The following is a 21,946-nucleotide window of genomic DNA, read 5'->3' on the forward strand; positions in this document are numbered from 1 at the left end:
TGCAAGCACAGTCTCCTTCGTCATGCCGCGTACCCAGCTCATACTGGGCGGGCAGAAAAGCGGCAAATCCCGTCGCGCAGAGTTGCTGGCGCGCCAGTGGCTGCAGGCAGACGCCGGGCATCAGGCTGTGCTGGTGGCCACCGGTCAGGCCTGGGACGCGGAAATGAGCGAGCGCATTGCGCGCCACCAGCGTGATCGCGCCGAGCGCGTGCCCGGCATGCAGACCATTGAGGAGCCGCGCGAGCTGGCCCAGGTGCTGGCCCGGCACAGCAGCCCGCAGCGCCTGCTGGTGATTGATTGCCTGACCTTGTGGCTTACGAACTGGCTGATGCCCGTACAGGCTGAAAATTTGGAATCAAATCAGCCTAAATCCCATGACTGGCAAGCGCAGCTAGCTCTCTTTTTGAAAGCGCTTGATGCCGCGGCCGGCCCCGTCATTCTGGTTGGCAACGAAATCGGTCTGGGTGTGATTCCCATGGGGCGCGAAGTGCGCGCCTTTGTCGATGCACTGGGCTTGCTCAATCAGCAGGCGGCTGCGCATTGCGAAAGCGTCACGCTGATGTGCGCCGGCTTGCCGCTGGCGCTGAAAGGGCCGCAGGCATGAAAGCGATCATCCAACGCCTGGCGGCCTGTGTCGCGGCAGGCTTGCTGCTTGTCAGCGTCCTGCCTGCAGTGGCTCAACCCGTGCAGATTTCTGATGCACGCGGCATTCAAGTTCAGTTGGCCAAGCCACCGCAGCGCATCGTCAGCCTGCTGCCTTCGCTGACCGAGAGCCTGTGCGCGCTGGGCGGCTGCGAGCGTCTGGTGGGGGTGGATCGCTATTCCAACTGGCCTGTCCATGTGAAGACCTTGCCCGTGGTGGGCGGGGGGCTGGATCCGAATATCGAGAGCATTGTGGCGCTCAAGCCCGATCTGGTGCTGGTTTCCATGGCGTCACGGGCCATTGCGCGCATGGAGGCGCTGGGCCTCAAGGTGGTGGCGCTGGAGCCGCGCACCCACGAGGAAGCGCGCACCGTGATGCAGAAGATGGGCCAGTTGCTGGCCTTGCCGCCAGCCCAGGGCGCAGACCGCGTCTGGGCCGGAATCGAAGCCGACCTGAGCAAGGCTGCAGCCGGCGTGCCCGAGGCCATGCGTGGTCAGCGTGTGTACTTTGAAGCCAGCCGTGGCCCTTATGCCGCTGGTGAACACTCCTTTATCGGCCAGACACTGGCGCGGCTGCACTTGCGCAATGTGATCGATGCCAGGCAAGGTCCGTTTCCGCGCCTGAACCCCGAATATGTGGTCAAGCTGGACCCGGACATTCTGATGGGCGGCGAGCGAGCCTGGAAAACCGGTGTGCCCGAATATCCGGGCTGGGCCCAGATGCGGGCGGTGAAGCAGGGCGCGATCTGCGCCTTCACGCCCGAGCAATCCGACATTCTGGTACGCCCCGGCCCACGCATGGCGGAGGGGGCGCAAATCATCGTCCAGTGTCTGCAACGTCTGGCGGCGAAGCAGGGCAAGAGCCCATGAAAGCCTGCGTCTCCAGTCATCACCGCAGGGGGCAGCGCGGGCTTGCCGCGGCTTGGCTGCTGCTGTGGCTGACGCTGGCCGCGGCTTTGCTGGCGCTGTTGGGCGCGGGTATCGGCAGCACCGGATTCGAGAGCGTGCTTCATGCCCGGCATGACCCGCTGGCCTGGCAGATCGTGATGGACATTCGCCTGCCGCGTACTGCGGCGGCCTTGCTGGCCGGAGGGCTGCTGGGGTTGGCCGGGGCGGTGGCGCAGGGCGTGTTTCGCAACCCGCTGGCCGATCCCTACTTGCTGGGCAGTGCCTCGGGGGCGTCGCTGGGAGTGGCGCTGGCCATGGCTGCCCTGGGTGTCTCGCCTTTTGCGCTGGCCGGCCTGGCCCGCTGGGGCGTGACGGGCGCGGCCTTTGCCGGTGCCGTGCTTGCAGTGGTGCTGACCCTGGTGCTGGCCAAGGGCGTGCAGAACACCATGCGCCTGCTGCTGGCCGGTGTGGTGGTGGGCGTGGTGCTGGGCGCAGCCGCATCGCTGGTGCTGCTCATGAACCCCGACATCATGCAGGCCATGCAGTCCTTCATGCTGGGCAGCACGGCGTTTGCGGGCTGGAATGCCTGCGCACTCATGCTGTGGGTGCTGCTGCCTGCGCTGGTGCTGGCCTGCTGCCTGAGCCGCGTGCTCGACGGACTCGCGCTGGGCGAAGCCACGGCCCATAGCCTGGGCCTGCCGCTGGCGCCGCTGCGTCTGTTGCTGATCGTGCTGCTGGCCTTGGCTACGGGCACCGCAGTGGCGCAGACCGGTCTGATCGCTTTTGTAGGCCTGGCTGCGCCCCATCTGGTGCGCTCCATGGTGCGTGCGCTGCACCGCTGGCTGCTGGTGCTCAGCAGCCTGATGGGGGCGGTGCTGCTGCTGGCCGCCGACCTGCTGGCGCGCTGGCTGATTGCTCCCCAGGAACTGCCCGTGGGCGTGCTCACCGCTGTGCTAGGTGGCAGCTATCTGCTGTGGCTGATGCACCAACGCGGCGCCATGCCGTCTGGAGAGGGCGCATGAGCAGCAATATCGAGACTGGAATCGCTTTGGCAACCGAGGCCCTGAGCGTGCATCTGGGCGAGCGCGAGGTGCTGCGTCAGCTCAGTCTGCAGATCCCCAAAGGCCGCTGGACGGCCATCGTCGGCCCCAATGGCGCGGGCAAGTCCACGCTGCTGCGCGCCATGGCTGGCATGCGTGCCGCCAACCAGCGGCAAAGCGGTGCCGTGTTTTTGCAGGGCCGCAAGCTCGGCGACTGGAATGGTCGAGAGCGTGCCAAGGCCCTGGCCTGGCTTGGCCAGAATCAGCCGGTGGCGGCCGATATGGCCGTCTATGACCTGGTCATGTTGGGGCGCTTGCCCCACCAGGGCTGGCTGGCTCCGGCCTCAAGCGCCGATCGCCAGGCCGTGGAGCAGGCGTTGCGCCAGACCCATGCCTGGGACTGGCGCCAGCGCAGCATAGGCCAGTTGTCGGGCGGTGAACGCCAGCGGGTGCTGCTGGCGCGGGCCCTGGCGGTGCAGGCCCGGACCCTGCTGATGGACGAGCCACTGGCCAATCTTGACCCGCCTCACCAGACCGACTGGATGCTCACGGCCCGCAGTCTGGTGCAGCAAGGCGCGACCCTGGTCAGCGTGCTGCACGAGTTGTCCTTTGCCCTGCTGGCTGACGAAATGGTCGTCATGCAGGCCGGCCGTATCACGCATCAGGGAGCTTGCGGTGACTCCGCCACCCATGCCGCGCTGGAGGCCGTGTTTGACCGACGCATACAGGTGCGCGAACTCGACGGCCTGTGGCTGGCCCTGCCGCGCCTGAACTGAGTTGGGTCGAAATTTTTTGACTTTTTGTCCTTTAGCCCTTGATAGACAAGCGAGAGTAGCTATGAATATTGAAACTCCTCCCACCGAGAAGCCTTACGAAAAGCCTGAGGGCGAACGCCGTGGCCTGATCATCGTCAACACCGGCAATGGCAAGGGCAAGAGTACAGCCGCCTTTGGTCTGGCCTTTCGCGCCACGGGCCGGGGCAAGGCCGTCAAGGTCTATCAGTTCATGAAGGTGCCCACGGCCCGCTTTGGCGAGCATCGCCTGGCCGAGCAGGTCGGACTGCCCATCGAAGGGCTGGGCGATGGCTTCAGCTGGAAGAGCAAGGACCTCGATCACTCCGCCCAGCTGGCGCGTGACGGCTGGGAAAAGGCCAAGGCCGATATTCTTTCGGGAGAGCTGTTTCTGGTCGTGCTCGACGAGATCACCTATCCGCTGATCTATGGCTGGCTGCCGCTGCAGGATGTGCTGGACACGCTCAAGGCACGTCCCAAGGATGTGCATGTCTGCCTGACAGGCCGCCGCTGCCCGCAGGAGATCATCGACATTGCCGACACCGTGACCGAGATGACGCTGATCAAACATGCCTTCCAGGCGGGTATTCCCGCTCAAAGAGGTATCGAAGACTGATGGCTTTTGCCATGTCTGTGGCGCGACAATAGTTCCATGACCGAATCCAAGACCCGCCCCTTCGCGACGATAGCCGCCACGCCTTTCACCGAGGCCGAGCGGGCTGCCGTCTACCGCGCCATCTATGAGCGCCGCGACATGCGCCATTTCGCGGGCGGTAAGGTCTCCGACGAGGTCTTGCTGCGCCTGTTGCGCGCCGCGCATCACGCCCCCAGCGTGGGCTTCATGCAACCCTGGCGTTTTATTCGGGTCAAGAGTGCCGAATTGCGCCTGCAGATCCACGGTCTGATCGAGGAGGAGCGCGTGCGCACTGCCCAGGCCCTGGGCGAACGTGAAGAAGACTTCATGAAGCTCAAGGTTCAGGGCGTGCTCGATGCGGCCGAGGTGCTGGTCGTGGCCATGCCGCCGGGACGCGAAGCGCATATCTTCGGTCGCCGAACCCTGCCCGAGATGGACATCGCCAGCAGCGCCTGTGCCATCCAGAACCTCTGGCTGGCCGTGCGTGCCGAAGGTCTGGGCATGGGCTGGGTCTCGATTTTCGATCCGCTGGCGCTGGCCCGATTGCTGCAGATGCCTGAAGGCGCCCATCCGCTGGGCGTGCTCTGCCTGGGCCCAGTCGATGCCTACTATGCCGAGCCCATGCTGCAGCAGGAAAAGTGGGCCTGCCGCGCTCCGCTGGAAGATATGCTGATGGACGATGTCTGGGACGACGCGCGCGTCGTGGCTGCGGCGAGCCAGAGCAAGCCGGCCAGCGATCCATGCGCCGGCAAGGGCAAGACTGGCGCATGACGAGTTTTGGCTGGACTGAGCTGATCGGTCTTTCTCTCAGTCCGCTGGCATGGCTCTATCAAGTATTCACCGCCAGCGACTTGGCGGCGCTCAACTGGGCTGCCAATGTGCAGGCGGGTCTGCTGGCCGTGCTGGTGGCCCTGCTGCTGGACCGGCTTTGGGGCGAGCCGCCGGTGTGGCTGCACCCGGTGGTGCTGATGGGCAAATTGCTGGGCTGGTCGGGGCAGGCGCTTGCGCCGCGTGCCGAAGTGCAGAGTGACTATCTGCGTTTCTGCTTGGCAGCGCTTGTCTGGTGTGCACTGGCTGCTCTGTTTTTCATGGTCTATGGCCTGGCCCAGTTCATGCTGGGTTTTGCCCCCTGGTGGCTCTGGGGACTGGTGATGGGGGTGCTGCTCAAGCCGCTGCTGTCCTGGCGCATGCTCAAGGACGAGGTGCTGGCCGTGGAGGCCGCACTGCAGCAATCGCTGCCCGCCGGGCGGGAGCGCCTGAGCTGGCTGGTGAGCCGCGACACGACTCAACTGGATGCGGCCACCGTGCGCGAAAGCGCCATCGAAACCCTGGCCGAGAACCTCAGCGACTCCGTGATTGCTCCGCTGTTCTGGTTCGCCGTGGCAGGCTTGCCTGGGGCGGCCGTCTATCGTCTTGCCAATACGGCCGATGCCATGTGGGGCTACCCTGGCTGGCGCGGCCAGGGCGACCGCCGCCGCCACTGGCAATGGACGGGCAAATGGGCAGCCCGCGCCGACGATGTGCTGAACTGGATTCCGGCGCGCATCACCGCCATGTGGCTGGCGCTGCTGGCCGGTGGCCTGTCCTGGAGCGATTTGAGGCGCGATGCTGGCGTGACGCCGTCGCCCAATGGTGGCTGGCCCATGGGGGCCATGGCGCAGGCATTGGGGGTTCAGCTTTCCAAGCCCGGAGTCTATCGACTCAACCCGCAGGGACGGGCACCGCGGGCGGCCGATCTGGAGATGTCTGTAAAATTTGCATCAAAAGTAATCGTATCGCATGTCCTGCTTGCGTTGGCAGCTATGATTTTGATTGTTCTGTGGAGAGGAAGGCTGCTTGCCAATGTTTGATGCGAATGCGGCAGCCATGCATGGCGGCACTGATGCGCTGGGCGTTCCGGCGCATGATTTTTCGACCAATCGCAATGCCTGCGGGCCTTGTCCCATGGCCGTGAAGGCGCTGCAGGCCGCCCATGTCGCGCAGTACCCCGATCCGCAGTACAGGGCATTGCGCGCGCAGCTGGCGGCTTTTCATGGCGTGGCGGTCGAGCGCATCCTGATTGGTGGCAGCAGCAGCGAGCTGATCCACCGCATCACGTTGCATGCCGTGCGCAGCGGCGCCAAAAGCGTGCAGTTTCCCCGGCACCACTACGGCGACTATCTGCAGGCCGCACGAGTCTGGCGGCTGTCGCTTGGCCCGCGCGCGCAGACGGCCGTGCCGCCGGTGCTGAGCTGGGCCTGCGAGCCTTCAAGCCCGCTGGGGGCGATGGAAGACATCTGGGACGCCTGGCAGCAGCCGCCGGCGCAGAAGGAGTGGCGCGTGCTGGATTGCGCCTATCGCCCGTTATGGCTGGAGGGCGAGCCACCCGAGCGCGATCTCGACGGTGTCTGGCAGCTGTGGACGCCCAACAAGGCCCTGGGCATGACGGGCGTGCGCGCTGCCTATGCGATTGCCCCCCTGCATGCCACTGCCGCAGAGCTGCAGGCGCTGAACGCGCTGGCGGCGTCCTGGGTGGTGGGCTCGCATGGTGTGGCCATGCTGCAGGCCTGGGTGACGGACGAGGTGCAGCAATGGCTGGCCCACAGCCTGATGACCTTGCGCCGCTGGAAGGCGCAGCAGCTGGCGCTGTGCGAGAGGCTGGGCTGGCAGGTCGTACCCGGTCATCAGGCCAATTACTTTGTCGCAGGGCTGCCGTTGGCAGAACTTGCCGCGCCTCTGGCCAGCCTGCGTGCAAAGGGCATCAAGCTGCGGGACTGTGCAAGCTTTGGTTTGGCTGGCCATGTACGGCTGGGTGTTCTGCCGCCCGTGTCTCAGGCCGCTCTGGAGCAGGCCTGGAAAAGCATTGAATGACCTTGCCGATCAGACCTGATGGGCGCAAGGCGCTACCATTTCTCATGGACACAGAAACCCTGAAGCTGCGCTCGGTGCTGGTGGAGCGCTATGTCACGCCGCTGCGTGAAGGCGGCTCCATGCCGGCAATTGTCGAGGCCGACGACCTGGGCACCTATGTGCTCAAGTTCCGGGGGGCCGGGCAGGGCGTGCGTGCGCTGATGGCCGAGATCATCTCGGGCGGCATGGCACGTGCGCTGGGCCTGCCGGTGCCCGAGATCGTGCTGCTGCACCTGAACGGCGACCTGTCCCGCACCGAGTCCGATCCCGAGATCCAGGACCTGATTCGCGCCAGCGACGGACTGAACGTGGGGCTGGACTATCTGCCGGGCTCCATCAACTTTGACCCGGCAGTGGACGCGGTGGGCGACGACTTCGCCTCGCGCCTAGTGTGGTTCGACACGCTGGTCAGCAATGTGGACCGCACGGCGCGCAACACCAATATGCTGATGTACCAGAAGCAGCCCTGGCTGATCGATCATGGTGCGAGCCTGACCTTTCACCATGCCTGGAATGGAGTCGTCGCCGATCCCGCCAAGCCTTTTGCGCCCAGTGCCGAACATGTGCTGCTGCCGCAGGCCAGCCAGCTGGCGCAGCTGGATGCGCAACTGGCAGCCAAGCTGGGGCCCGAAGTGCTCAGGAGCATTCTGGACGAGGTGCCCGACTGTTTTCTGGAGCAGGCTGCCGCCGACAAAGAGGGCGATGTGCTCAAGAATGTGCAGGCCCATCGCGCGGCCTATGTGGATTATTTTGCGGCCCGGCTTGCCGAGCGTGGCCGCTGGTTGCAAGGAGTGATCGATGCTCGCGCATGAGGTCTATGACTACGCCATCGTGCGCGTGGTGCCGCGCGTGGAGCGTGAGGAATTTGTGAATGCGGGTGTGATCCTCTCCTGCCAGCGCACCGGCCATCTGCAGGCCGCCGTGGCCCTTGACGAGAAGCGTCTGCTGGCGCTGGACCCGAATGTGGATCTGGAGGCCGTGCACCGTCACCTGGGCTCTATCGTGGCCATCTGCGAAGGCCGCGCCGATGGCGGGCCGATCGCGCAGCTGCCCATGCGGGCGCGCTACCACTGGCTCACGGCCAAGCGCAGCAGCATCATCCAGACCTCGCCTTCGCATATGGGCATGTGTACCCATCCCGGCGAGGCGCTGAGCCGCATTCTGCAGCGCGTGGTGCTGCCCATAAAGGCCGGGAACTAAGACATGACAGCACGTTGCATCATGGTGCTGGGCACCAGCAGTGGCGCGGGCAAGAGCTGGGTAGCCACGGCGCTGTGCGCCTACTATCGCAGCCAGGGTCTGAAGGTCGCGCCGTTCAAGGCGCAGAACATGAGCAATAACGCGCGTGTCGTCGCCACGCCGCAGGGGCAATGGGGCGAGATCGGTACGGCACAGTATCTGCAGGCCCTGGCGGCGGGGGCTGTGCCCGATGTGCGCATGAATCCACTGCTGCTCAAGCCCGAGGCCGACACGCGCAGCCAGGTCGTGCTGTTCGGCCAAGTCAATGACGAGCTGAGCGCCATGCCCTGGCGCGGGCGTAGCCTCAAGGTCTGGCCGCAGATCGCACAGGCACTGGACGAGTTGCGTGCCGAAAACGATGTGGTGGTGATCGAAGGCGCGGGCTCGCCGGCCGAGATCAATCTGCACGCCAGCGATGTGGTCAATATGCGAGTTGCCAGGCATTGCAACGCGCATTGCCTGCTGGTCTCGGACATAGACCGTGGCGGTGCCTTTGCCCATCTCTACGGCACCTGGGCATTGCTGCCCGAGGACGATCAAAAGCTCATCAAGGGCTTTGTGCTCAACAAGTTTCGCGGCGATGCGGCTCTGCTGGCGCCGGCGCCCCAGATGCTGGAAGAGAAGACGGGTGTGCCCACGGTGGCCTGCATTCCCATGCAGTTCCAGCACGGTCTACCGGAGGAGGACGGCGTGTTCGACGATCGCGGCAGCACGGGCGCCGGGCAGGCCGTTCACACCACGATTGCCATCATCGCCTATCCGCGCATCAGCAATCTCGACGAGTTTCAGCCCCTGCTGCAAGTTCCGGGTCTGCGCGTGGTCTGGGCGCGTTCGCCCGCGCAACTCGCCGAGGCGGACTGGGTCATTCTGCCGGGCAGCAAGGCCACGGCTGCCGACCTGACCTGGATGCGTAGCCAAGGGCTGGATGCAGCCGTCGTCACCCATGCCGAGCGCGGCAGGCGTGTGCTGGGAATTTGCGGCGGTCTGCAGATGCTGGGCGAGGCGCTGATTGATTTGCATGGCGTGGACGGCAATGCCGCAGGCCTCGGCCTGCTGCCACTGGCGACCCTGTTTGCCCAGGACAAGACCGTGCAACCGACGAGCTTGAAACTGCCAGAGCTGCAAGCTCCGTGGAGTGCCCTTGGCGGCGTGACGGCACGAGGCTACGAGATACACCACGGGCAGACCCGCTTGCGCGCCGACATGCAGACGGCCGGCGCGCAGCCGGCGCGGGAGCTGCTGCCAGGCATGCTGTGGCAAGGGGGCAATAGCGCTGTAGTCGGCACCTATCTGCATGGACTGTTCGAAAACGCCGAGGTGATCCACGCGCTGTTCGGCCACGATGCACCCAGTCTGGAGCAGGTGTTTGAGCGGCTGGCGCAGGGCGTGGAGCAATGGTTCGAGCCGGCTGCGCTCCCGCTTTCTAGCTGATTTGTAGGATTGATCCTGCGGACTCATAGCCGCTGAACCGATAAGCCCTGCCTGAGAGTGCGTGCAAGCTGACCAAGCTATTCACTTTTTGGAATGGAGTTGCGTATGGCTTTTTTCAAGGTTCAGACTCTTCAACTAGCTTTGGGTGCAGCGGTTCTGTCACTGGCAGGCATGGCCAGTGCTCAGGTGGATGCAGCCAAGCCAGCGGCTGAGGCAGCTGCGATGGATGCGGCCAAGCCTGCGATGAAAAAGCACCACCACCGTCACCATCACAAGGGTCAGCGCCCGATGCGCGAGAGCAACTCGTCTTCGCGCGAGGCCATGGCTGCCAGTGCCGAAGCCAAGAAGGGCAAGCTCGATGACGGCCAGGGCATGAGCCAGTACGAGCGCAATGCCTATGCCCGCTGCGGCGTTTTCAAGACCGAAGTGGATCAGCAGGCATGCATGGCGCGTGTCAAGGATGGCGCGGTCAGCGGATCGGTCAAGGATGGCGGCATCCTGCGCGAAATCACGGTTGAGGAAATCATTCGTTGATGCTTTTTCCGCGCTTTCCGCCAAGGCCCTTCGGGGCCTTTTTTCATGCAGCTCCTGGGCAATCGGTGAACTTGGCGTTGTGGTGCCGATGAAAGCGCGATACTTGCAAGATCGCAAAAACGTGCCTTCCGTATCCCGGTGGTGGATGGCACCCAGGCCTGATGCACCGGGAATGACTGCACGCATGAGTTCCGCTTCCTTTTCCGAATTCCCACCGTCCACCCTCTGGTCCTGCCCGCAGGTGCAGGACATCCATGATGCGGCGCTGCAAGCCCGGGTCCAGCATCGCCTGGATTTCAAGACCAAGCCCCAGGGATCGCTGGGCGTGCTGGAGCAACTGGCCTTGCGAATTGCCGGCATCGTGGGTTGCGAGACTCCCGAGTTGCATGCACCGCAGATGGTGGTGTTCGCCGCGGATCACGGACTGGCCGCCCAGGGGGTTTCGGCCTATCCGGTCGAAGTGACCTGGCAGATGGTGGAGAACTTCCTCGCTGGCGGTGCTGCGGTGAGCGTGCTGTCTCTGCAGAACGGAATTGATCTGAATGTGGTCGACTGCGGCGTGGCCCGCGACTTTGAGGCGCGTGAGCAGGATCCTGCGCACAAGCTTCCCAAGGCCCATGCGCCGCGCCTGTGGCGGCGCAAGGTGGCCTATGGCACGGCGGACTGCAGCCAGGGACCGGCCATGAGCGAAGCCCAATGCGCAATGGCGCTGCGCAATGGCGGAGAACTGGTCAGGAAACTGCCGGGCAATGCGCTGTTGCTGGGCGAGATGGGGATCGGCAATACGTCCAGTGCTTCCTTGCTGATGGCTCGTCTGTGCGGCGAGCCGGTCGAGGAAGTGACCGGGGTGGGCACGGGCCTGAGCAGCGAAGGTCTGGCGCGCAAGATCGCAGTGCTCAGGCGGGTGCTGAACTTTCATGCCGGCGTGCAAGAACCACTGGCTGTGCTGGCTGCCATGGGCGGGCTGGAGATCGCCACCATGACGGGAGCCGTGCTGCAGGCCGCTGCAGAACGCCGCCTGATCGTGGTGGATGGCTTCATCACCACGGCCGCCGTGCTGGTGGCCAGCCGTCTTCAGCCCCATGTGCTTCAACGCTGCGTCTATGCGCATCGCTCAGGCGAGCCTGGCCATGCCCGCCTGCTGGCTCACCTCCAGGCCCAGCCCATGCTGGACTGGCAGTTGCGCCTGGGCGAAGGCTCTGGCGCGGCCCTGGTCTGGCCGCTGCTGCGCTCGGCATGCACCATGCTCAACGAGATGGCTAGCTTTGAGTCAGCTGGCATCAGCGGCAAGAGCTGAGGTTTTTGAAAAAATATAGCGGCAAGCGATTTGTGGGTATGCGTTTGAGGTGGTTTTAGCTCTTTTTTCCTGCTGCCGGCGCCGGGGTCTTGGGCGTGAAATCGCAGTACTGCGAGACCACGCATTCCCAGCAGCGCGGCTTGCGCGCCTGGCAGACATAGCGGCCCAGCAGGATCAGCCAGTGGTGGGAGTCCACCGCATATTCATCGGGTACGCGCTTGAGCAACTGCTTCTCGACTTCGAGCGGGTTCTTGCCAGGGGCCAGCCCCGTGCGGTTGCCGACACGGAAGATATGCGTGTCCACGGCCATGGTGGGCTGGCCGAAAGCCACGTTGAGCACCACGTTGGCAGTCTTGCGGCCCACGCCGGGAAGGGCTTCCAGCTCTTCGCGGGTGCTGGGAACTCTGCCGCCATGCAGCTGAACCAGCATGCGGCAGGTCTCCATCAGATGCTTGGCCTTGCTGCGGTACAGGCCTATGGTCTTGATATAGCTCTCCAATCCCTCGATCCCCAGATCCAGAATGGCCTGTGGAGTGTTGGCAACAGGGAAAAGCCTGCGCGTGGCCTTGTTCACCCCTACGTCGGTGGCCTGGGCAGACAGCAGCACGGCGGTCAGCAGCTCGAACACCGTGGTGTATTCCAGCTCGGTTTGTGGCGTGGGGTTGGCGGCCTTGAGCGCGGCAAAAAACGGCGCTATATCGTTTTTCTTCATGGGCGATATTGTGGCTTGTGGCTCGCGGGACCGAACAAAGAAAAAGCCGCTGCGTTGCACAGCGGCTCGGATGCCATGGGCTGGGCGGCTCAAGGGTCCAGGTTGTAGCTCAGCACCAGGCTGTAGCGCAGCTCCCGCTCGGGGTTGTTGACGGAGCGGTCGCCCAGCGGCTTGCTCATGGCAAGGTCGAGTGCGTAATGGCGGCTGTCGGACAGGCGCAGACCCAGGCTGGCAGAGCGCAGCGTATTGCCTTTGACACCGCTGGTCTGCTGATGCGTGCGTGCCCATTCGTAGAGCAGATAGGGCTCGGCCGACTTGATCCAGGCCTGGTTGATAGGGAACTGGTAGTTGAGCTCGGCACTGGCACCCATACCGGAATCGCCTGAAAACTCGCCGGCCTGATAGCCCCGGCCGAAGCGGGTGGATCCAAAGGAGATCTTCTCCGGGACCGGAAGAATGTCGGCACTGTATTGCCCTCCCACGGCAAAAGCGGCTCCCATCTTGTTGGCAAAGCGATGGCGCTGTGCATAGTCTGCGGTGATACGGGTGAAGTCCAGCTTGGCCGGATTCTGGAGTTTTTGCAGCAGGCCCTGGCCATAGTAGAGGTCCAGGTTCTTGTAGGCTCCCAGACTGTCCAGGCCGTGGGCCAGCAAGACCGATGCGGAGCGGGTGGTGGTCTTGCCATAGGACGCCCAGGCCATCTGCGCATAGAGCGTGCGAACCTTTTCCTCGCGCAGCAAGGAGGCCTGGCTGTCGGCCAGCTCGCGGCTGTAGTTGATGGCATACAGGCCTGCCGTGGTGCTGAGCTGGGTGGTATTGCTCAAGATCCAGGGGTGGCTGATATTGAAGTCCAACTTGCGCTGCTGCGTCAGGTCGTCGATGCCGGGAATACGCGTTGCCGGCGGGTTGAAGCTGCGGTAGTCGGAATAGCTGACGCGTGCCTGCGTGCCCTCCGGGGTCAGCTGCTGCGTGAAGCCAATGCTGCCAAAGCGCTCCTTGTCGGGGTTTTGCAGCATGGCTGAGGCCTGAAGTTGGCTGCCAGCCCACAAGGGGTCGTTCAGGGTGAGAGAGGCAATGATGCGCGGCGTGGGCTTGCGCGCCTCGCCCCCGACGGTGACGGCGATGGGCTTGTGCTTGGATTTGATGATCAGGGGCACGGCACCGTCCGTGGTGGTCGGCAGATTGGCCGATGCCGTGATCTGCACTCCGGGCAGGCGCGCCATCAACTGGGTCTGGTGCTGAAAAGTCTTGGTGGTCAAAGGCCTTTCGTTGAGCAGCGGCTGGGCAATTTCGCGTATCTGATCCTCGGAGCGGCCAAAATTGCCCTCCAGATTCAGGCTCTGCACATAGCCTTCGACCACGATGACCTGCACCGCGCCATTGGCAAAATCCTGTGGAGGAAGGTAGGCAAAAGACAGGGCGTAGCCATGGCGCTGGTATAGCTCGCTGACCTTCTGGGTTGCGGCATTGAGTTCACCGACCGTATGCGTGCCATTGATGAAGGGTGTGAAAAGCGCGCTGACCTCTTCGAAAGGAATCGCCGTGCTTCCCTGCACGTTGACGCCACGTACTGCGACCTGGAGGTTGATGAGATCCTGGGGACTTGGCGGGGGCTTGTCGATCTGCACCGGAACCTGCCTGGGCTGCTGTTGCAGATTCCTTGCGGATTCGGGTGTCTGGGGCAGGCTGTTGAGCGGATTGCCGCCCTGCTGTGACCAGGCCAGAGGAGCCCAGGCCGCAAGTGCCAGTGCCTGAATCCTGTAGCCGACGCGGCCCTGTGGTTTTGCTTTTGACTGCAAAAGTCCCTCCTGTTCTATTTTTATGGCTCTCATTGTTCCCTACATCCCCAGAACTGGGTATGGGGCTGTCGTAAAAAAGCCCGCCTGAAGGCGGGCCAGGCTCAAGCGGTGCACTGGCCACCGCCGTTTCCCTTACTTGCTGGTGGCTACCGCTCCACCGCCCAGGCCAAGCGCCAAGTTGCCACCCAGCAGACCGCCCAGCAGGCCGCCCGAGGCGCTTGTGCCACCTGCAGCACCTGCGCCAGCCGTGACATTGGTCACGCCGCCCAGCACGCCGCCCACGAGGCCGGTGACCGTGCCCACGGTATTACCGACCAGGCCCGTGACTGCGGTGCCGGCGTTGCCACTGCCTCCTGTTGCTCCGCCTGCTGATCCTGCGACACCGCCGACCAGCCCGGTCACGCTGCCCAGCACGCCGCCGACCAGATTGCCTGCTCCTGCAACTGGGCTGCCAGTATTGCCGCCGCTCACGCCACCGGTCACGCCGCCCACCAGACCCGTGACCGAGCCCAGCACGCCGCCGACGATATTGCCGGAGCCGCCGGCAGAGCCACCTGTGCCGCCCGTGACATTGCCGAGTACGCCACCGAGCAGGCCGCCGCTAGGCGTGCCGGGGCCTGTCGCCACGCCACCCAGGCCGGCCACGGTCTGGCCGACACCCGAAACCACGCCGCCCAGCGGAGCCACAACGGGAACTCCGGTGCTGGTGACGGAAGCTCCCACATGATTGACCACGCCGCCCACGGTGCCTAGCAAGCTGTTCACTGGCTGGCCCAGGCCCGTGGTCTGAACCAGGTTCTGGGTTGTGCCCAGGACAGTGCTCAACACCGGCGTTGCGACCTGGCTGACCTGAGTGGTCAGACCCGAGACCAGCGGGTTGCTGGTTAGCTGAGCAACCGTGCCTTCGACGCCGGAAACGGTGGTGCCGAGGATTTGCACCGTGCCGCCCGCCAGGCCCGCCACATCGCCGACCACGCCAAGCTGAGGGGTGTCCAGCGCACTGACCGTCTTGCCTGCCGAGGTGACCGCAGCGCCCAGATAGCCGACGGCGGGAGCCACGCCTTGCAAGGTGGTGCCTATGGGGTCGGCCGTCTTGCCGATTTGGCCCAGGCCCGCACTGACGCCACTACCGACGCTGTTGACGGCATTGTTCACGTTGCCAAGAATGCCGCTGGCAGGCTGGGCCACACCGCTCAGAGGCGTGCCGCTGGTGGCCGTGCCCAGAGTGGAGGTCACGATATTGTTGACATCGCTGATGACGCCGGTGGTGCCGGTCAGCGTTCCTGTGACATCGGCCACGGTTTCGCGCACGGGAGTCAGTGGGGTGCTTGCAACCGGCGGATTGCCCGTGCCGCCATCGCCGCCACCGGTGTTGCCGCCACCGGTACCGCCGCCCGTGCCCCCACCCGTACCGCCGCCGGTACCGCCACCTGTGCCACCGCCTGTGCCACCGCCTGTGCCTCCACCTGTGCCTCCACCGGCAACAACGTCGCCGCCGCCGGTGCCGTCGGGTCCGAGATCACTGCGCAAGGAGCCGCTGGAGCCGCAGGCTGCCAGGCTGGCAACCAGAGCCACGGCACACAGGCTTCGCAGACTTAACGGGGTCTTGCCGTTGATAGCGACAGACAAGGCCTTGCTGGTAAAACTAGTACGCATAAATCCTCCATCCCAAAAACAAGTGAAAAAATCCGTTAAATACGCGGTCCGTGGATCGGTAGGCGTATGTTCTTGTCAGAGGCGTGGCGCTGTCCAATTCAAAGTTTGAGACACGAAGTTATGCGCAATTAACAATTGCTATCAACTTCAAGATATCAGTAGGAGTTTGATTACTTGATGCATGGAATAGCGCCTACATAAAAGCCACTTCCTGTCTCTGGGGCGTTTCGCGCGCCACAATGGAAGCCTGCCGCTCAAGCAGCGACGAGATTCCTGTAGCGCTTTAACCAAAAAAACGTATGCAATTTGCCAAACGACTCGATAACGTAGAAACCTCTGCGATCCGCGAACTCTTCAAGCTGCTGGGCAAGCCCGGAATCATCAGCTTCGCGGGCGGCTTCCCAGACAGCGCCATGTTTGACGTAGCCGGCATCAGCGCAGCCTCTGCCGCAGCCCTGCAGCAGGAGGCGGGCGCCGCTTTGCAATACGGTGCGACCGAGGGCTATCAGCCGCTGCGCGAGCAGCTGTCGGCCTTCATGGCCGGCAAGGGCGTGCCCGATGTGGCGCCCGATCAACTCGTCGTCACCACGGGCAGTCAGCAGGCACTGGACCTGTTGGGCAAGACCATGCTGGGCGAGGGGGACAAGGTCATCGTGGAAGGGCCGACCTTTCTGGCCACGATCCAGTGTTTCCGCCTCTATGGCGCGCAGGTGATTTCCGCGCCTGTGGATGAGCATGGTGTGAAGACCGATGAGTTGGAAAAGCTGATTGCCGAGCACAAGCCCAAGCTGGTCTATCTGATTCCCACCTTCGGCAACCCCAGCGGGGCCATGCTGAGCCTGGAGCGCCGCAAGAAAGTGCTGGAACTGGCCGTCAAGTACCAGACGCTGGTGGTGGAAGATGACCCTTATGGCGATCTGTACTTCAACGAAGCCCCGCCTGCCAGCCTGCTGTCGCTGACGCGCGAAGTTCCCGGCAGCCGCGAGTGGCTGGCCCACTGCGGCTCCTTGTCCAAGGTGCTCAGCCCCGGCCTGCGTATCGGCTGGCTGATCGCCCAACCTGAATTGCTGGCTCGCGCCGTGATGTGCAAGCAGTTCAGCGACGCCCATACCAGCACCTTTGCCCAGGCCACCGCCGCCCAGTACCTGAAGTCCGGCGTCATGCCTCAGACCCTGGCCCATGTGCGCGAGGTCTATGCCAAGCGCGCCAAGATCATGGGCGATGCACTGCGTGAGCAACTGGGCGATGCCATCGAGTTCGTGCAGCCTGAGGGCGGCCTGTTCATGTGGGTGCGTCTGACGGGCGCTCGCGGCCAGCTGGCGGATGCCGGAGTGCTTGCCAAGAAGGCCATCGAAGAGGGCGTGGCCTTTGTGCCCGGTGCTCCGTTCTATGCGCAAAACCCCGACGCAGCGAGCTTCCGCCTTTCGTTTGCCACTGCCGATGAAGACAAGATTCGCGCAGGTATTGCCCGCCTTGCCAAGGCACTCAAGGCATGAGCGACAGCCAGGAAGCGCTGCAAGAGCGAATCATGGAGCTGGAGATCAAGGCCAGCTACACCGAGGATTTGCTCGAGCAGCTCAATATGACGATTTATCGCCAGCAGCAGCAGATCGAACTGCTGATTGGCGAAGTGCGAGAGCTGAAGCGCCAGGCGCCCGAAGGCGGCGGTGCCGCGGTGCGCAATCTGCGCGACGAATTGCCACCGCATTACTGACTGCGGCCGTGCCTGGAATTGCCGCTTGAACTGCGGCAGATTCAAGATGCCTGCGGAGGTTCGAGCCGCAGGCATCTCCGCTGCGGCTGCCTTCTCTGTTGGCGCAAAGCGGGCTTTGCCCGCATGAGATCGTGGGCCAGCGCATCACAGAGTGCCTATTTCTGAGTTTGAGGGAGGCCGGCGGCTCCAGCCAGGGATTGCCGGCCCGGCAACGGCCGCAGGGCCTTATTTTAGCGCCGCAAACTCTTTTCGGAGCGCCTGGTTTTTGCGCTGGTAGGCGCGTGGCGGCAGGCCGCACCAGCGCTTGAAGGCGCGGGCAAAGACGCGCTCCGATTCGTAGCCGCAATTCTCGGCGACCTGTACCAGGGGCAGGCCCGATTCCAGCTGCTGGGCAGCATGGGCCATGCGCTGCTGCAGCAGATAGGCCATGGGCGATGCGCCGACCAGTGCCTTGAATTTTTCGGCAAAGCGCGAGCGTGACATGGCGGCTTCCCTGGCCAGGGTCTGCAGGGTCCAGTCATGGCTGGGGTTGCCGTGGATGGCGGCCAGGGCCGTGGCAATCTGCGCATCGGCCAGGCCGCGCACCCAGCCCTGTTCGCTCTCCTGCTGAGCTGCAAAATAGTTGCTCAGCACATGGACCATGGCCAGTTCGCCAAGGCGCATCGCCGCCAGGCGCCAGCCGGGGCGCCGTGCCAGCGAGTCCTCTATCAGCGTCTGCAGCACATGGCCCAGGATGGCCGGCGGTGAGGCTTGCTGTGCCGGTATATGCAGCAGCGGTGGCAGCAGGGGCAGGATGGTGTGGCGGCAGTGGGCCGATATCCATAGCAGCACCGAATCGATGCGGCTGCTGGCCCCGCTGCCGCCATGCTCGAAGGTGAGGGGGTTCTCGTCCTTGGGACCTTGGGCAAAGCGCTCGATCATCTGGGCGAACGAAATCGGAGGCAGCGCCAGATCCGAGGCCATCACATGCGGGCTGCCCAGCGGCAGCAGCACCAGATCGCCCGGCATGACCTGTACCGGGGCCTGGCCTCGTACCTGCAGCCAGTATGGCTGCCCCTGGCCGATGCGGATCATGGTGCCAGGCACGCCTTCGGAGGCCAGCGCCCAGGGGGCGTTCAGGAAAAAGCGCGCCGTTACCGCACGCTCGGCCCGGCAGATGGCCAACACATCGCTTAAGTGGTCGCTGCTTTGCTTCATGGAGGATTTGGGACGATTTGTGCCATTTTAAGGATGTGCTGCGCTTCACGCCGCAGCAGCTCTTGCCGACACTGGCTGGCACCGGAATCGGGGTGCCTGCATGGACCGACCCGAGAAACCCATACCCATATCAAGGAGCAAACATGAGCAAGACAGGACTGAAGATAGGCATTGTGGGAGGCGGCATCGGCGGCCTGGCCGCCGCCAATGCGCTGCACAACTGCGGACACCAGGTGACGGTGTTCGAGCAAAGCCAGCAATATCTGCGCGTAGGGGCCGACATCAATCTGACGCCCAACGCCGTGCGCGCTCTTGATGGTCTGGGTGCCGGCATCGCGGCAGCCACCCGTGCCTCGGCGGCGCGTCCCACGCACCGCATCAGCCGCAACTGGGACAGCGGCGAGGAAACCTCGCGTCTGACGATGGGCAATGAAGCCGAGCGCCAGTACGGCGCGCCGCAGCTCACCATCCATCGCGCAGATCTGCTGGCGGCACTGGCCGATGCCTTTCCCGGTGATCAGGTGAAGTTCGGCAGACGCGTCAGCCGGATTGCCCAAGACGATGCCGGCGTTGCCGTGGAATTTGCCGACGGCGCGCAGGTTGAAGGGCTGGATGCGCTGATCGGCTCGGACGGAATTCATTCTGTGGTGCGTTCCGCACTGTTCGGTGCCGAGAATCCGCGCTTTACCGGTGTGGTGGCGTTCCGTACCGTGGTGCCTACCGAGCGCGTACGCGATGTTCCTGATATCGGGGCCTTCACCAAATGGTGGGGACCGACTGCGGAGAGTCAGATCGTGACCTTTCCGCTCAACCAGGGGCGCGACACCTTTATCTTCGCCACCACGACACAGGAATCCTGGCACGAGGAGTCATGGACCACCGAAGGCAGCGTGAGTGAGCTGCGCGGCTTTTATGCGGGCTTTCACCCTCATGCGCGAGCCTTGCTGGACGCCTGCGACAGTGTGCTCAAGACCGCTTTGTATGAGCGCGATCCGCTTGCGCAATGGTCGCAGGGCCGTGTGTCGCTGCTGGGGGATGCCAGCCATCCCATGATGCCGTTCATGGCCCAGGGCGCCGGCATGGCGATCGAGGACGCCGTGGTGCTGGCGCGCAATCTCGATGCAGCGCAGGACGCCGACGGCGTGCCGCAAGCCCTGCAGAACTACGAGGCCATGCGCAAGCAGCGCACCAGCCAGATCCAGATCGGCTCGCGCGGCAACAACTGGCTGCGGGCCGGCGGCAATGCCGACTGGGTCTACGGCTATGACGCCTGGCAGGTGGCCTTGCCGTCCGAGACCTCGGCCTGCGCGGTCTGAGCGGCCGCTGCCCCGGGCAGCCGTTCTGGTCGATGGCGTGCTGCTGCGAGGCCTTGCAAGCTCGCTTGAGCGAAATCCGTGGCATGCAGGCCTGCGCTGCGGCCAGATCTAGCCAAAGGCGCTGGACGGCCGCATGGCGAGGCGGGATGTCTTGCTGCGGTCCGACTAAGCCTGCATGGCATTTCAGAACTTGCCTAGCGCTGACTTTTTGCGCGAGAGAGCGGGGCAAGGATGTGCGCGCTGGCTTGGACGGCCTTGCGGCGAGCGAGGGCCAGCGGTTTCTGATACCGCGCGGGAAGCTGCGGCTTAGGGCCCTATTTCCCGGAAATACGTGCCACTGGCGCTTTACTGACGCTGCGCCGCCCTGTGCGGCCTAACCTGCTGGCCCGGCGCTTGCGTGTGCATGTATTGCAGCAACTGCTCGGTGCTTGCCCGACACGCTGCATCCCGCTTTACTCCAGACCCGCTTCGTCTTCGGTAGACCCGTTGGCTGTTTGTTCGCAATGTGCACGCAAGCGCATCAAGGCCCGGTACATGGCGTTGCGCTCATCTTCGGGCAAGGCCCGAATGGCGGCAGCCTGACTGGCACGCGCCAAGGGCATGACCTGTGCATGCAGGGCCTCGCCCTGTTCGGTGATCCGGCAAAAAATCTTCTTGCGCGGCGTATTGCCTTCACCTTGCAGATCCACCAGACCTTTGGTTTGCAGCCGCTTGAGAGCGCGGCTCACCAGGGCCTTGTCCGAAGTGGATTGGATGACCAGATCCGAGAAGGCCAGCCGCCTGGCGTGGGCAATCAAGGCCAGCAAGCGCCACTCCGAGACCGTCAGATCGTGCTTTTCGGCATAGGGCACGGTAATCGTGCGCCGCAGAGCATTTCCCACCTGGCTCATCAAGGTGGTGATGAAGTCGTCCACCGTCAATCCGTCGCCTTGCGCATTGAGCTGCGACCAGGGCGTTTCGCATGTTTTCTTGGTCATGCGCCATTGTTCCATCTGAAATAACAAATTCAGATGTCAATAGTGAAAACGGCAATTTGATCGATCAACTATAAGCGTATAACTCCGTGTATTGTTTCTCTTGCGATTCAATGTTTCATTAATGAATCAATTGAGATGAGGCACCAGATTTATACCCACGGCCCAAGGAGAGGCGACCATGTCAGTTGATAGACGCCAGTTTTGCTTTACCGCGCTTGCCTGCGGCACGCTGCTTACGCAGCCGGTGCTTGCTGAAGAGACTTATCCGAGCAAGCCCATCACGGTGATCGTGTCTTACCCGCCAGGCGGGGATACCGATGCAATCGCCCGCCTCTTTGCCGACAAGCTCAGCCACAGGCTCAAGCAGACCGTGCTGATCGACAACCGCCCGGGTGCTGGCGGCGCGATAGGCAACGGCATGGTGGGGCGTGCACGTGCCGATGGCTACACCTTGCTGTTCACTCCCAACCCCTTCACCACCGCGCCCTTGGTCATGAAGCTGTCGGGCGCTGCAGCCTACGACGTGCTCAAGGGCTACGAAGCCATCATCAATACCGCCACCCAGCCCCTGGTGCTGGTCACAAGCCCCAAGCTCGGTGTCAAAAATCTGCCCGAGCTGATTGCCAGGGCCAAGAGTGGCGCCACCGTCTCCTATGCCAGCCCCGGTGCCGGCTCGCCCATGCACATCGCCGGCGAATGGCTGAACAAGGCCGCAGGCGTCAAGCTGTCCCATGTTCCATACCGCGGCGTCGGGCCCTCGGTGACCGATGTCGTGGCCGGCCATGTCGATACTGCCTGGGTCACTTTCGGGCCGGTGCGCCAGTATCTGGACTCCGGCAAGCTGCTGGCGCTGGCCATAGGTGATACCCGGCGCTCATCGCTTGCACCTGCCGTGCCGACCTTGACCGAGCTGGGCTACAAGGATGTGGTGGTCGGCGCCTGGAACGGCTTCTTCGCGCCGAAGAAGACGCCTCCAGCGGTGATCAATCTGCTCAATGAGCACCTCAATGCCATTTTGCGAGAGCCCGAAGTCGTGGAAAAGCTCGCGGTCTTCGGTGCCCTGCCTGCAGGCGGATCGCCCAAGGTACTCAGCGATCTCAATCAACGCGAGTACATGGTGATGGGCCAGGCCATCAAGGAACTCGGCATCGTGGCCGAGTGAAACCGGTGAATCGCGCAGGCGCAGGCCT

At 63.7% G+C, this 21,946-nt stretch carries 22 protein-coding genes; 17 read left to right on the forward strand and 5 right to left on the reverse strand.

Features of this window, described 5'->3' with window-relative positions:
- Positions 1-22: 22 nt before the first annotated feature.
- The 13 genes from ACLBXN_RS06065 (at position 23) to cobT (ending at position 11,385) form a co-directional block, all read left to right on the forward strand.
- Positions 23-604 (forward strand): bifunctional adenosylcobinamide kinase/adenosylcobinamide-phosphate guanylyltransferase, encoded by a 582-nt coding sequence (locus tag ACLBXN_RS06065; RefSeq protein ID WP_447611618.1) that lies wholly within the window; start codon positions 23-25, stop codon positions 602-604.
- The gene (locus ACLBXN_RS06070; RefSeq protein WP_447611485.1) at positions 601-1,512 is read left to right on the forward strand and encodes an ABC transporter substrate-binding protein; all 912 of its coding nucleotides are present in this window, start codon (positions 601-603) and stop codon (positions 1,510-1,512) included. Before ACLBXN_RS06065 ends, ACLBXN_RS06070 begins: the two co-directional genes overlap by 4 nt.
- Positions 1,509-2,552 (forward strand): FecCD family ABC transporter permease, encoded by a 1,044-nt coding sequence (locus ACLBXN_RS06075; protein WP_447611486.1) that lies wholly within the window; start codon positions 1,509-1,511, stop codon positions 2,550-2,552. The genes ACLBXN_RS06070 and ACLBXN_RS06075 overlap by 4 nt, the downstream gene beginning before the upstream one ends.
- Positions 2,549-3,346 (forward strand): ABC transporter ATP-binding protein, encoded by a 798-nt coding sequence (locus tag ACLBXN_RS06080; RefSeq protein ID WP_447611487.1) that lies wholly within the window; start codon positions 2,549-2,551, stop codon positions 3,344-3,346. Before ACLBXN_RS06075 ends, ACLBXN_RS06080 begins: the two co-directional genes overlap by 4 nt.
- A 61-nt stretch (positions 3,347-3,407) precedes the next feature.
- Positions 3,408-3,977, forward strand: coding sequence for a cob(I)yrinic acid a,c-diamide adenosyltransferase (gene cobO, locus ACLBXN_RS06085; RefSeq protein ID WP_211455940.1), 570 nt, complete (start codon positions 3,408-3,410; stop codon positions 3,975-3,977).
- A 36-nt stretch (positions 3,978-4,013) separates the two neighbouring features.
- The gene (gene bluB / locus ACLBXN_RS06090) at positions 4,014-4,766 is read left to right on the forward strand and encodes a 5,6-dimethylbenzimidazole synthase (RefSeq protein ID WP_043004131.1); all 753 of its coding nucleotides are present in this window, start codon (positions 4,014-4,016) and stop codon (positions 4,764-4,766) included.
- The gene (gene cbiB, locus ACLBXN_RS06095; protein WP_447611488.1) at positions 4,763-5,845 is read left to right on the forward strand and encodes an adenosylcobinamide-phosphate synthase CbiB; all 1,083 of its coding nucleotides are present in this window, start codon (positions 4,763-4,765) and stop codon (positions 5,843-5,845) included. Before bluB ends, cbiB begins: the two co-directional genes overlap by 4 nt.
- Positions 5,838-6,845: an aminotransferase class I/II-fold pyridoxal phosphate-dependent enzyme gene (locus ACLBXN_RS06100; RefSeq protein ID WP_447611489.1), complete on the forward strand. Its 1,008-nt coding sequence runs from the start codon at positions 5,838-5,840 to the stop codon at positions 6,843-6,845. Before cbiB ends, ACLBXN_RS06100 begins: the two co-directional genes overlap by 8 nt.
- A 65-nt stretch (positions 6,846-6,910) precedes the next feature.
- Entirely contained in the window at positions 6,911-7,696 is a 786-nt protein-coding gene (locus tag ACLBXN_RS06105; protein ID WP_447611619.1) for a HipA family kinase, read from the forward strand.
- Positions 7,683-8,084, forward strand: coding sequence for a DUF3037 domain-containing protein (locus tag ACLBXN_RS06110; RefSeq protein WP_211455944.1), 402 nt, complete (start codon positions 7,683-7,685; stop codon positions 8,082-8,084). Before ACLBXN_RS06105 ends, ACLBXN_RS06110 begins: the two co-directional genes overlap by 14 nt.
- A 3-nt stretch (positions 8,085-8,087) precedes the next feature.
- Positions 8,088-9,554, forward strand: a complete 1,467-nt coding sequence (locus ACLBXN_RS06115; RefSeq protein WP_447611490.1) for a cobyric acid synthase — start codon at positions 8,088-8,090, stop codon at positions 9,552-9,554.
- A 105-nt stretch (positions 9,555-9,659) separates the two neighbouring features.
- Positions 9,660-10,088 (forward strand): hypothetical protein, encoded by a 429-nt coding sequence (locus ACLBXN_RS06120; protein ID WP_043004136.1) that lies wholly within the window; start codon positions 9,660-9,662, stop codon positions 10,086-10,088.
- Positions 10,089-10,272: 184 nt separating this feature from the next.
- Entirely contained in the window at positions 10,273-11,385 is a 1,113-nt protein-coding gene (gene cobT / locus ACLBXN_RS06125; protein WP_447611491.1) for a nicotinate-nucleotide--dimethylbenzimidazole phosphoribosyltransferase, read from the forward strand.
- Between the two features lie 55 nt (positions 11,386-11,440).
- Here cobT and nth read toward each other — a convergent pair whose 3' ends face one another.
- The 3 genes from nth to ACLBXN_RS06140 all read right to left on the reverse strand — a co-directional run bounded on the left by nth (position 11,441) and on the right by ACLBXN_RS06140 (position 15,552).
- Entirely contained in the window at positions 11,441-12,097 is a 657-nt protein-coding gene (gene nth, locus ACLBXN_RS06130; protein WP_407715915.1) for an endonuclease III, read from the reverse strand.
- 89 nt (positions 12,098-12,186) lie between these two features.
- A complete protein-coding gene (locus ACLBXN_RS06135) occupies positions 12,187-13,896 on the reverse strand; it encodes a ShlB/FhaC/HecB family hemolysin secretion/activation protein (protein ID WP_447611492.1) in 1,710 nt (569 codons plus the stop codon).
- 132 nt (positions 13,897-14,028) lie between these two features.
- A complete protein-coding gene (locus ACLBXN_RS06140; protein ID WP_447611493.1) occupies positions 14,029-15,552 on the reverse strand; it encodes a collagen-like triple helix repeat-containing protein in 1,524 nt (507 codons plus the stop codon).
- Positions 15,553-15,851: 299 nt separating this feature from the next.
- On the opposite strand from ACLBXN_RS06140, the gene ACLBXN_RS06145 reads away from it, so the two are divergent.
- A complete protein-coding gene (locus tag ACLBXN_RS06145; RefSeq protein ID WP_447611494.1) occupies positions 15,852-17,048 on the forward strand; it encodes an aminotransferase-like domain-containing protein in 1,197 nt (398 codons plus the stop codon).
- A complete protein-coding gene (locus ACLBXN_RS06150; protein WP_447611495.1) occupies positions 17,045-17,266 on the forward strand; it encodes a SlyX family protein in 222 nt (73 codons plus the stop codon). The genes ACLBXN_RS06145 and ACLBXN_RS06150 overlap by 4 nt, the downstream gene beginning before the upstream one ends.
- 225 nt (positions 17,267-17,491) lie before the next feature.
- Here ACLBXN_RS06150 and ACLBXN_RS06155 read toward each other — a convergent pair whose 3' ends face one another.
- Entirely contained in the window at positions 17,492-18,463 is a 972-nt protein-coding gene (locus ACLBXN_RS06155; protein ID WP_447611496.1) for a cupin domain-containing protein, read from the reverse strand.
- A gap of 143 nt (positions 18,464-18,606) precedes the next feature.
- Between ACLBXN_RS06155 and ACLBXN_RS06160 the strand changes: the two genes are divergently transcribed.
- Entirely contained in the window at positions 18,607-19,779 is a 1,173-nt protein-coding gene (locus ACLBXN_RS06160) for an FAD-dependent monooxygenase (protein WP_447611497.1), read from the forward strand.
- Positions 19,780-20,231: 452 nt separating this feature from the next.
- Here the strand turns inward: ACLBXN_RS06160 and ACLBXN_RS06165 are convergent, their stop codons facing one another.
- Positions 20,232-20,756, reverse strand: a complete 525-nt coding sequence (locus ACLBXN_RS06165) for a MarR family winged helix-turn-helix transcriptional regulator (protein ID WP_447611498.1) — start codon at positions 20,754-20,756, stop codon at positions 20,232-20,234.
- Between the two features lie 178 nt (positions 20,757-20,934).
- On the opposite strand from ACLBXN_RS06165, the gene ACLBXN_RS06170 reads away from it, so the two are divergent.
- Positions 20,935-21,918 carry a Bug family tripartite tricarboxylate transporter substrate binding protein gene (locus ACLBXN_RS06170; RefSeq protein ID WP_447611499.1) on the forward strand — a complete coding sequence of 328 codons (984 nt, stop codon included), beginning with the start codon at positions 20,935-20,937 and terminating at the stop codon, positions 21,916-21,918.
- Positions 21,919-21,946 lie beyond the last annotated feature (28 nt).

This window comes from Comamonas sp. C24C, assembly GCF_053345995.1.

What these genes read in the sequence shown, in the direction of transcription:
- cbiB (WP_447611488.1), top strand. Translation starts at nt 4,763, where the DNA reads ATGACGAGTTTTGGCTGGACTGAGCTGATCGGTCTTTCTCTCAGTCCG.
- ACLBXN_RS06160 (WP_447611497.1), top strand. Translation starts at nt 18,607, where the DNA reads ATGAGCAAGACAGGACTGAAGATAGGCATTGTGGGAGGCGGCATCGGC.
- nth (WP_407715915.1), bottom strand. Translation starts at nt 12,097, where the DNA reads ATGAAGAAAAACGATATAGCGCCGTTTTTTGCCGCGCTCAAGGCCGCC.
- ACLBXN_RS06165 (WP_447611498.1), bottom strand. Translation starts at nt 20,756, where the DNA reads ATGACCAAGAAAACATGCGAAACGCCCTGGTCGCAGCTCAATGCGCAA.
- ACLBXN_RS06065 (WP_447611618.1), top strand. Translation starts at nt 23, where the DNA reads ATGCCGCGTACCCAGCTCATACTGGGCGGGCAGAAAAGCGGCAAATCC.
- ACLBXN_RS06080 (WP_447611487.1), top strand. Translation starts at nt 2,549, where the DNA reads ATGAGCAGCAATATCGAGACTGGAATCGCTTTGGCAACCGAGGCCCTG.
- ACLBXN_RS06120 (WP_043004136.1), top strand. Translation starts at nt 9,660, where the DNA reads ATGGCTTTTTTCAAGGTTCAGACTCTTCAACTAGCTTTGGGTGCAGCG.
- cobT (WP_447611491.1), top strand. Translation starts at nt 10,273, where the DNA reads ATGAGTTCCGCTTCCTTTTCCGAATTCCCACCGTCCACCCTCTGGTCC.
- cobO (WP_211455940.1), top strand. Translation starts at nt 3,408, where the DNA reads ATGAATATTGAAACTCCTCCCACCGAGAAGCCTTACGAAAAGCCTGAG.
- ACLBXN_RS06070 (WP_447611485.1), top strand. Translation starts at nt 601, where the DNA reads ATGAAAGCGATCATCCAACGCCTGGCGGCCTGTGTCGCGGCAGGCTTG.
- ACLBXN_RS06075 (WP_447611486.1), top strand. Translation starts at nt 1,509, where the DNA reads ATGAAAGCCTGCGTCTCCAGTCATCACCGCAGGGGGCAGCGCGGGCTT.
- ACLBXN_RS06150 (WP_447611495.1), top strand. Translation starts at nt 17,045, where the DNA reads ATGAGCGACAGCCAGGAAGCGCTGCAAGAGCGAATCATGGAGCTGGAG.
- ACLBXN_RS06140 (WP_447611493.1), bottom strand. Translation starts at nt 15,552, where the DNA reads ATGCGTACTAGTTTTACCAGCAAGGCCTTGTCTGTCGCTATCAACGGC.
- bluB (WP_043004131.1), top strand. Translation starts at nt 4,014, where the DNA reads ATGACCGAATCCAAGACCCGCCCCTTCGCGACGATAGCCGCCACGCCT.
- ACLBXN_RS06100 (WP_447611489.1), top strand. Translation starts at nt 5,838, where the DNA reads ATGTTTGATGCGAATGCGGCAGCCATGCATGGCGGCACTGATGCGCTG.
- ACLBXN_RS06115 (WP_447611490.1), top strand. Translation starts at nt 8,088, where the DNA reads ATGACAGCACGTTGCATCATGGTGCTGGGCACCAGCAGTGGCGCGGGC.
- ACLBXN_RS06170 (WP_447611499.1), top strand. Translation starts at nt 20,935, where the DNA reads ATGTCAGTTGATAGACGCCAGTTTTGCTTTACCGCGCTTGCCTGCGGC.
- ACLBXN_RS06110 (WP_211455944.1), top strand. Translation starts at nt 7,683, where the DNA reads ATGCTCGCGCATGAGGTCTATGACTACGCCATCGTGCGCGTGGTGCCG.
- ACLBXN_RS06155 (WP_447611496.1), bottom strand. Translation starts at nt 18,463, where the DNA reads ATGAAGCAAAGCAGCGACCACTTAAGCGATGTGTTGGCCATCTGCCGG.
- ACLBXN_RS06145 (WP_447611494.1), top strand. Translation starts at nt 15,852, where the DNA reads ATGCAATTTGCCAAACGACTCGATAACGTAGAAACCTCTGCGATCCGC.